A 9325-nucleotide genomic window follows, 5' to 3' on the forward strand; every position below is an offset into this window, starting at 1 on the left:
CCACCGAGCCGCACAACGCGCCGCGCCGCGCGCCACCGTGCCGTGCGCGCCGCACCCCGTCGCGCCCCGCCCGCGTGGCCGCGTCCGCGTCCGCACCGGCTCCGGCACCGCCCCGCGACCCGCACCGCCCAGCGCCCCGCCCCGCCCCGCACCGCAACGAGCGAACCGCCGAGGAGGCCCGCCATGGCACCGGCACCACCCGACCCGCGCCCGCTCCTCACCATGTCCGCGATCACCAAGTCCTTCCCCGGGGTACGGGCCCTGGACGGTGTCGACCTCGAAGTCGAAGCGGGCGAGGTGCACTGTCTGCTCGGCCAGAACGGCGCGGGCAAGTCCACCCTGATCAAGGTGGTCGCCGGGGCGCACCAGCCCGACAGCGGCGAGATCCGCTGGCAGGGCGCGCCGGTCACCCTCAAGTCGCCCGTCGCCGCCATGCGCCTGGGGATCGCCACCATCTATCAGGAACTCGACCTGGTGGAGGGGCTGTCCGTCGCCGAGAACGTCTTCCTCGGCCATGAGATGGCCACCGCCGGGTTCGTCCGCGCCCGTGCGGCCCGCCACGCCGCCACCGCCCTGCTCACCCGGCTCGGCCACCCCGAGATCGACCCGGGGCGGCTGGTCGGGGAGTTGTCCGCGGCCGGACAGCAGATCGTCTCCATGGCCCGCGCGCTCTCCCATGACGTCCGGCTGATCGTGATGGACGAGCCGTCCGCGGCGCTCGACCCCGACGAGGTCGACAACCTCTTCCGGATCGTCGGCGATCTCACCGCCGCCGGGGTCGCCGTCGTGTACATCTCGCACCGGCTGGAGGAGATCCGCCGGATCGGCGACCGCGTCACCGTGCTCAAGGACGGCCGCGCCGCCGCCCGCGGCCTGCCCGCCCGGACCACCCCCACCCGCGAGGTCGTGGCCCTGATGACCGGCCGGGACGTGGAGCACGCGTTCCCGCGCCGCGCCACGGCCGCTCCGGCCGCCACCGCCGAACCCGTGCTGCGGCTGGAAAAGCTCGGCAGGGCGGGCGAGTTCGACCCGGTCGACCTCGACGTGGCGCCCGGCGAGATCGTCGGGCTGGCCGGGCTCGTCGGCTCGGGGCGGTCCGAGATCCTGGAGACCGTCTACGGCGCCCGCCGGCCCACCTCGGGCCGGGTCCTGGTGGACGGCCGCCCGCTGCGCCCCGGCAGTGTGACCGCCGCCGTGCGCGCCGGGCTCGGCCTCGCCCCCGAGGAGCGCAAGGCGCAGGCGCTGCTGATGCTGGAGTCCGTCACCCGCAACGTCTCGGTCTCCTCCCTGGCCCGCTTCTCCCGCGCCGGCTGGGTGGACCGCGGCGCGGAGCGGACGGCGGCCCGCCGGTGTGTCCGCGATCTGTCGCTCCACCCCGACGACCCCGAACGTCCGGTGCGCACCCTGTCCGGCGGCAACCAGCAGAAGGCCGTGCTGGCCCGCTGGCTGCTGCGCGGCTGCCGGGTGCTGCTGCTGGACGAGCCGACGCGCGGGGTGGACGTCGGCGCCCGCGCCGAGCTGTACGCCGTGATCCGCCGGCTCGCCGACGAGGGGATGGCCGTCCTTCTCGTCTCCAGTGAACTGCCCGAAGTCCTGGGCCTCGCCGACCGGGTGCTGGTGCTCCGCGAGGGCCGCGTCGTCCATACGGCGCCCGCCCGGGAGCTGGACGAGCACCGCGTCCTCGATCTCGTCATGGAAGGGAGCCCGTCGTGAATTCACCCGGGAGCAGGCCGGCACCCCACACCCCGGCCGACCCCGCGCCGGTGCCGGGCGCGGGCGCCACGCTGACCGCCGGTCCGGCCGGCGAACCGCCGGCCGGCCGCACCGGCGCCGACCCCCTGAGCAGGCTGCGGCGCCTCGCCGATCTGCGCAACCTTTCCCTGGTGGGGGTGCTGGCGGTGCTGATCGCCGTCGGCGGCTTCACCAAGCCCGATGAGTTCCTCACCACCGACAACCTCCAGCTGGTGCTCACCCAGGCGTCCGTCATCGGCGTCGTCACCGTCGGCGTGACCTTCGTGATCACCAGCGGGGGCATCGATCTGTCGGTCGGCGCGATGGTCGCCCTGGCCTCGGTGTGGGCCACCACCGTGGCCACACAGACTTACGGCCTCGGCGGCATCCTGCTGTGCGCGGTGCTGGTGGGGCTCGGCTGCGGACTGGTCAACGGGGTGCTCATCGCGTATGGCGGGATGGTCCCGTTCATCGCCACCCTCGCGATGCTGGCCTCGGCCCGCGGGCTCGCCCTGCAGATCAGCGACGGCAAGACGCAGGTCGTCACCGTCGAGCCGGTGCTGGACCTGGGGCTTCCGGACGCCTACGTCCTCGGCGTCCCGCCGCTGGTGATGATCTTCGCCGCGGTCACCGTGCTCGGCTGGCTGGTGCTCAACCGGACGACCTTCGGCCGGCGCACGGTCGCCATCGGCGGCAACGCGGAGGCGGCCCGGCTCGCGGGCATCGACGTCAGACGGCAGCGGCTGATGCTGTACCTGCTCTCCGGGCTGTGCTGCGGTATCGCCGCCTTCATGCTGGTCGTCCTGACCGGCTCGGGCCAGAACACCAACGGCAACCTCTACGAACTCGACGCCATCGCCGCCGCGATCATCGGCGGAACGCTGCTCAGCGGCGGCCGGGGCACCATCACCGGCTCGGTCCTCGGCGTCCTGGTCTTCACCACCATCACCAACCTGTTCGCCCTGAACAACCTCCAGAGCGATGTCCAGCAGATCGCCAAGGGCGCGATCATCGTCGCCGCCGTCCTGGTACAGAAGGGTCGTTCGACGCCATGAGGCACGTCATGAGGGACGCCAAGAGCTCCGCCACCAGTCGCAGAAACCTGCTCCTGGGCACCGCCGCGGCGGGCGCGCTGTTCGCCGCGGGGTGCACCAGCAACGAGAACAACGACAGCGACGGGAACAGCAAGCCGGCCGCCAACACGGCCGACGACAAGCCCGGCAAGGAGGTCACCATCGGCTTCGCCGGGCCCCAGGCCGACCACGGCTGGCTCAACGCCATCAACGAGCAGGCCAAGCGGCGCGCCAAGGAGTACCAGGACGTCACGCTGGAGAGCACCGAGGGCTCCAACGACACCGCCCAGCAGATCGGCCAGATCGAGACCCTCATCAACAAGAAGGTCGACGTCCTGGTCATCCTGCCCGCCGACGGCAAGGCGCTGACCCAGGTCGGGCTCAAGGCGATGCGGGCGGGCATCCCGGTCGTCAACCTCGACCGCGTCTTCGCCTCCGCACAGGCGTACCGCTGCTGGATCGGCGGCGACAACTACGGCATGGGCCTCAACGCCGGGCACTACATCGGCGAGCGGCTCAAGGGGAAGAAGAACGCCAAGGTCATCGAGCTGGCCGGGATCGACAACCTGGAGCTGACCCGGCAGCGCACGGCGGGCTTCGACGCCGCCCTGAAGAACTACCCCAACATCGAGAAGGTCGGCCGTCAGGCCGCGGAGTTCACGGTCGAGTCGGGCCAGTCCAAGATGGCCCAACTGCTCCAGGCCCACTCCCACTTCGACGCCCTGTGGAACCACGACGACGACCAGGGCGTCGGCGCGGAGCGCGCCATCAAACAGGCCGGGCGCGATGACTTCCTCATGGTCGGCGGGGCGGGCGCCAAACGCGCCATGGACACCATCAAGGCCGACAACACCGTGCTGAAGGCCACCGTGCTCTACCCGCCGACCATGGCCGCCTCCGCCATCGACCTCGCCCGCGCGCTCGGCCAGGGCAAGGGCGTCGGCGGGCTCGCGGAGCTGGAGATCCCGGCCTCGCTCACCCTCTACTCCGCCGTCGTCACCAAGGACAACGTGGACGAGTACCTCCCCACGGGATTCAGCTGAGCCCCCCGAAGGGCCAGACCCCCACTTCGCGTCGGTTCGCATCGTCAGAAGGAGTCCCATGGAAAGTCCTGAAGCGAAGACGCTCGGCGTCGGCATGGTCGGCTACGCCTTCATGGGAGCCGCCCACTCCCAGGGCTGGCGCACCGTCGGCCGTGTCTTCGACCTCCCCGCCCGCCCCGTGATGTCCGCCGTCTGCGGGCGCGACGCGGACGCCGTACGGGCCGCCGCGGACCGGCACGGCTGGGCCGCCGCCGAAACCGACTGGCGGTCGCTGATCGCCCGGGACGATGTGCAGCTGGTCGATGTCTGCACCCCCGGCGACAGCCACGCCGAGATCGCCATCGCGGCCCTGGAGGCGGGCAAGCACGTGCTGTGCGAGAAGCCGCTCGCCAACTCCGTGGACGAGGCGGAGGCCATGGTGGAGGCGGCGCGGCGGGCCGGGGAGCGCGGACAGGTGGCGATGGTGGGCTTCAACTACCGCCGCGCGCCCGCGATCGCCCAGGCCCGCCGGATGGTGGCGGAGGGGCGGATCGGCGTGCTGCGGCATGTGCGGGTCACCTATCTGCAGGACTGGATCGTCGATCCGGAGTATCCGCTGGTGTGGCGGCTGCGGCGGGAGTACGCGGGCTCCGGGGCGCTCGGCGACCTGGGGTCGCACATCGTCGACCTCGCGCAGTATCTGGCGGGGGAGCGGCTGATCGGTGTCTCGGCGCTGACCGAGACGTTCATCCGGGAGCGGCCGCTGCCCGCCGGGGCGGTGGCCGGGCCCGGCGGCTCCGGGGCGGGCGGGGCGGCCCGCGGACCGGTCACGGTCGATGACGCGGCGCTGTTCACCGGGCGGTTCGGCTCGGGCGCGGTGGCGTCGTTCGAGGCCAGCCGCTTCGCCGCGGGCCGTAAGAACTCGCTCAGGATCGAGCTGAACGGGGATCACGGCTCGCTCGCCTTCGATCTGGAACGGCTCAACGAGCTGTCCTTCCACGACCACACCGAGCCCGCCGCCGACTCCGGGTTCCGCCGGATCCTGGTCACCGAACCCGAGCACCCCTACCTCGAGGCGTGGTGGCCGCCGGGCCACGCCCTGGGCTACGAGCACACCTTCGTCCACCAGGCGCGGGACATGGTGCTCGCGGTCGCCGAGGGGACCGCGCCGGCGCCCTCCTTCGAGGACGGGCTCCAGGTGCAGCGGGTGCTCGCCGCCGTCGAGGACAGCGCGGAGCGGAACTGCGTCTACACACCCGTGCCCGCCTGAGGAGGAGGACCGTATGCCCAGACCCTTCACGCTCTTCACCGGCCAGTGGGCCGACCTCCCCCTGGAGGAGGTCTGCCGGCTGGCCCGCGACTTCGGTTACGACGGCCTGGAACTGGCCTGCTGGGGCGACCACTTCGAGGTGGACCGGGCGCTCGGCGAGCCCGGCTACCTGGACGGGCGGCGCCGGCTGCTGGAGAAGTACGGACTCCACTGCTGGGCCGTCTCCAACCACCTGGTCGGCCAGGCCGTGTGCGATTCCCCCATCGACGAGCGCCACCGGGCCATCGTGCCCGCCCGGATCTGGGGCGACGGCGAGGCGGAGGGCGTCCGGCGGCGGGCCGCCGCGGAGATGGCCGACACGGCCCGCGCCGCGGCCGCCTTCGGGGTCCGCACCGTCATTGGCTTCACCGGCTCCTCCATCTGGCATCTGGTGGCGATGTTCCCGCCGGTGGTGCCCGGCATGATCGAGCGGGGGTACCAGGACTTCGCCGAGCGCTGGAACCCCGTCCTCGACGTCTTCGACGCCGAGGGCGTGCGCTTCGCCCACGAGGTGCACCCCAGCGAGATCGCCTACGACTACTGGACCACCCACCGGGCCCTGGAGGCCGTCGGCCACCGCCCCGCCTTCGGGCTCAACTTCGACCCCAGCCACTTCGTCTGGCAGGACCTGGACCCGGTCGGCTTCCTGTGGGACTTCCGGGACCGGATCTACCACGTCGACTGCAAGGAGGCCAGGAAGCGGCTGGACGGCCGCAACGGCCGCCTCGGCTCCCATCTGCCCTGGGGCGATCCCCGCCGCGGCTGGGACTTCGTCTCGGCGGGCCACGGCGACGTCCCGTGGGAGGACGTGTTCCGGATGCTGCGCTCGATCGGATACGACGGTCCGGTGTCGGTCGAATGGGAGGACGCCGGGATGGACCGGCTCATGGGCGCCCCGGAGGCGCTGGCCCGGCTGAAGAGCTTCGACTTCGACCCGCCGACGGCGTCCTTCGACGCGGCCTTCGGGAGCGCTGAGAAGTAGCGCGGCCCGGCCGGCGACCGAGTACCCGCCCGAGGGCTCCCTGGGTGGGGGACGGCACACCGCGCCCCCATCCAGCTTTGTCCTGCCCGTGGATGAAGGCAAAGCCGCTTTGTGTCAAAGGGGTTTCCGGACCGGACAAACCCCGCTACCGTCCTTTGAGATGTACCGGTCACATGGGGCCCCTCTTCCCGGACCGGTCACCCCGGCGCGACGGCGCGCGCCTGTGCCAGTCCCGGCGGCCTGAAGGCCCGCCCGTACCCCCCTCTTGCCACGGAGGATCAGCGTGCACAGGAAAAGGCTTCGACTGCGCGGGCCCCTCGCGCTCGTCACGAGCGGACTGCTCGTCGGCGCCGGGCTCGCGTTCACCGCTCCGGCGGCCGGGGCGGACCGACCCGCCTCGGCAGCGGAGGAGTTCCAGCAGGTCACCCTCGCCAAGGGGGTGGCGGAGACCGGCGAGCCCATGACGCTCGCGGTACTCCCCGACCGCTCGGTGCTGCACACCTCGCGCGACGGCACCCTGTGGCTGACCGACCCGGGCGGCAACACCAAGGTGTCCGGAAAGCTCCCCGTCTACTCGCACGACGAAGAAGGGCTGCAGGGCGTCGGCATCGACCCCGGCTTCGCCGACAACCGCGCCATCTACCTGTACTACGCGCCCCCGCTCGACACCCCCGCCGGCGACGCCCCCGATGAGGGCACGGCCGCCGACTTCGCGACGTTCGACGGTGTCAACCGCCTCTCCCGCTTCACCCTCGAAGCCGACGGCACCCTGAACACCGCCAGCGAGAAGAAGGTCCTCGACGTCCCCGCCTCCCGGGGCATCTGCTGCCACGTCGGCGGCGACATCGACTTCGACGCCGACGGCAACCTGTACCTGTCCACCGGCGACGACACCAACCCGTTCGCCTCCGACGGCTTCACCCCCATCGACGAGCGGCAGAACCGCAACCCCGCCTACGACGCCCGGCGCTCGGCGGGCAACACCAACGATCTGCGGGGCAAGATCCTGCGGATCAAGGTGGCCGACGACGGCTCGTACACCGTCCCGGACGGCAACCTCTTCCCGCCCGGCACCGAGAAGACCCGGCCCGAGATCTACGCGATGGGCTTCCGCAACCCCTTCCGGATCAGCGTGGACAAGGCCACCGGCACGGTCTACGTCGGCGACTACGGCCCGGACGCCGGAGCCGCCAACCCCGAGCGCGGCCCCGGTGGCGCGGTCGAGTTCGCCCGGGTGACCAAGCCCGGCAACTTCGGCTGGCCGTACTGCATCGCCGACAACAAGCCGTACCTGGACTACGACTTCGCCACCGGCACCTCCGGCGACACCTTCGACTGCGCCGCGCCGAAGAACACCTCACGGCACAACACCGGGCTCACCGACCTGCCGCCCGCGCAGCCCGCCTGGATCCCGTACGACAACGACTCCGTGCCCGAGTTCGGCGCCGGCTCCGAATCGCCGATGGCCGGGCCCGTCTACCGCTACGACGCCTCACTCGACTCACCGGTCAAGTTCCCCGAGAGCTACGACGGGGACTTCTTCGCGGGCGAGTTCGGCCGCCAGTGGATCAAGCGGATCGAGCAGGGCGCCGACGGCACCGTGCAGAAGATCAACGACTTCCCGTGGTCCGGCACCCAGGTGATGGACTCGGCCTTCGGCCCGGACGGCGCGCTGTACGTCCTCGACTACGGCCTCGGCTACTTCAACGGGGACGAGCACTCCGCGCTCTACCGGATCGAGAACGCCACCGACGGCCACTCGCCCATCGCCGAGGCGAGCGCGAACCGCACCTCCGGCCGGGCCCCCATGAAGGTCGCCTTCTCCTCGGCGGGCACCTCCGACGCCGACGGCGACACCCTCGCCTACCACTGGGACTTCGGCGACGGCACCACCTCCGCCGCCGCCAACCCCATCCACACCTACCGCAAGAACGGCACCTACACCGCGACCCTCACGGTCAAGGACCCCACCGGCCGCACCGCCAACGCCAGTGTGCACCTCACGGTCGGCAACACCGCGCCCAAGGTGACCCTCCAGCTGCCCGGCGACGGCCAGCTGTTCAGCTTCGGCGACGAGGTCCCGTTCAAGGTCAAGGTGACCGACCCGGAGGACCGGACCATCGACTGCGCCAAGGTCAAGGTCACCTACATCCTCGGCCACGACAGCCACGGCCACCCCGTCACCTCGGCAGGCGGCTGCTCCGGCACCATCAAGACCAACGCCGACGGGGAGCACGACCCCAACGCCAACATCTTCGGGGTCTTCGACGCCGAGTACACCGACGGGGGCGGGGGCGGCCAGCCGCCGCTGACCACCCATGACCAGAGCATCGTCCAGCCCAAGCACCGGCAGGCCGAGCACTACGGGGACAGCGAGGGCGTCTCGGTGATCTCCCACGCCCCGGCCAACGGCGGCAAGACGGTCGGCGACATCCACAACGGCGACTGGATCTCCTTCACCCCGTACGTCCTCCGCAACGCCAAGGACTTCACCGCACGGGTCTCCTCGGCGGGCGCCGGCGGCACACTCGAGATCCACAGCGGGTCCCCGACCGGACGGCTGCTCGGCACCGTCACCGTGCCGGTGACCGGCGGCTGGGAGACGTTCCAGGACGTCAAGACGACGTTGCGCAACCCCCCGGCCGGAAGCACCACGCTCAGTCTCGTCTTCAAGGGCGGCGCGGGAGCGCTGTTCGACGTGGACGACTTCACGATCGGCACCGGCTGACGGGCTATCGGCACGGCTGACGGCCTATCGGCACGGCTGACGAGCTGATGAGCTGACGGGCTGTTTGAGCCGACGAGCTGACGAGCTGACGACCGGGGCCGGGGGCGGCCGTGCGCGGCGGCCCCCGGCCCGGGAGGAAGGAGCACGACGGATATGCACCCGCACTCTTCTCCGCAGCCCACCGGGCCCGACTCCGGGCCGGAGGCACGCTCCGGCCTCGGCGCCGGACTCCGCGCCGGACTCCGCGCCGGATTCGGAGCGGGATCCCGCGCCGGGGCGCCCTCTGGGGCCCGTTCCGTGGCCCGCGCTGGTTTCCGCTCTGAGGCCCGCGTCGGTTCCGAAGCGGGTTTCCGTTCCGGAGCCCGTTCCGGGGCCCGCGCCGGATCGCGCTCCGGGGTCCGGTCTGGGGCCCGCGCCCCTTCTCGCTCCGGGGCCCGGCGCGGGGCGCGCCTCGCCGCCGTCGGGGCCGCGCTGCTGCTC

Annotated in this window: 6 protein-coding genes; all 6 read left to right on the plus strand. The window is 72.0% G+C overall.

Annotated features, from left to right (window positions below):
• The first annotated feature begins 183 nt into the window (after positions 1-183).
• Positions 184-1713 (plus strand): sugar ABC transporter ATP-binding protein, encoded by a 1530-nt coding sequence (locus tag AXW62_RS37900; RefSeq protein WP_060948365.1) that lies wholly within the window; start codon positions 184-186, stop codon positions 1711-1713.
• 71 nt (positions 1714-1784) lie between these two features.
• Positions 1785-2786: an ABC transporter permease gene (locus AXW62_RS37905; protein ID WP_370682970.1), complete on the plus strand. Its 1002-nt coding sequence runs from the start codon at positions 1785-1787 to the stop codon at positions 2784-2786.
• Between the two features lie 8 nt (positions 2787-2794).
• Complete coding sequence (locus AXW62_RS37910; RefSeq protein WP_060948366.1) at positions 2795-3847, plus strand: substrate-binding domain-containing protein; 1053 nt, start codon at positions 2795-2797, stop codon at positions 3845-3847.
• A gap of 58 nt (positions 3848-3905) precedes the next feature.
• Complete coding sequence (locus tag AXW62_RS37915; RefSeq protein WP_060948367.1) at positions 3906-5096, plus strand: Gfo/Idh/MocA family protein; 1191 nt, start codon at positions 3906-3908, stop codon at positions 5094-5096.
• 13 nt (positions 5097-5109) lie between these two features.
• Positions 5110-6117: a sugar phosphate isomerase/epimerase family protein gene (locus AXW62_RS37920; protein WP_060948368.1), complete on the plus strand. Its 1008-nt coding sequence runs from the start codon at positions 5110-5112 to the stop codon at positions 6115-6117.
• Positions 6118-6400: 283 nt separating this feature from the next.
• Positions 6401-8845: a PQQ-dependent sugar dehydrogenase gene (locus tag AXW62_RS37925; RefSeq protein WP_079115984.1), complete on the plus strand. Its 2445-nt coding sequence runs from the start codon at positions 6401-6403 to the stop codon at positions 8843-8845.
• Positions 8846-9325 lie beyond the last annotated feature (480 nt).

The organism is Streptomyces hygroscopicus subsp. hygroscopicus, from assembly GCF_001553455.1.
Lineage (GTDB): Bacteria > Actinomycetota > Actinomycetes > Streptomycetales > Streptomycetaceae > Streptomyces > Streptomyces hygroscopicus.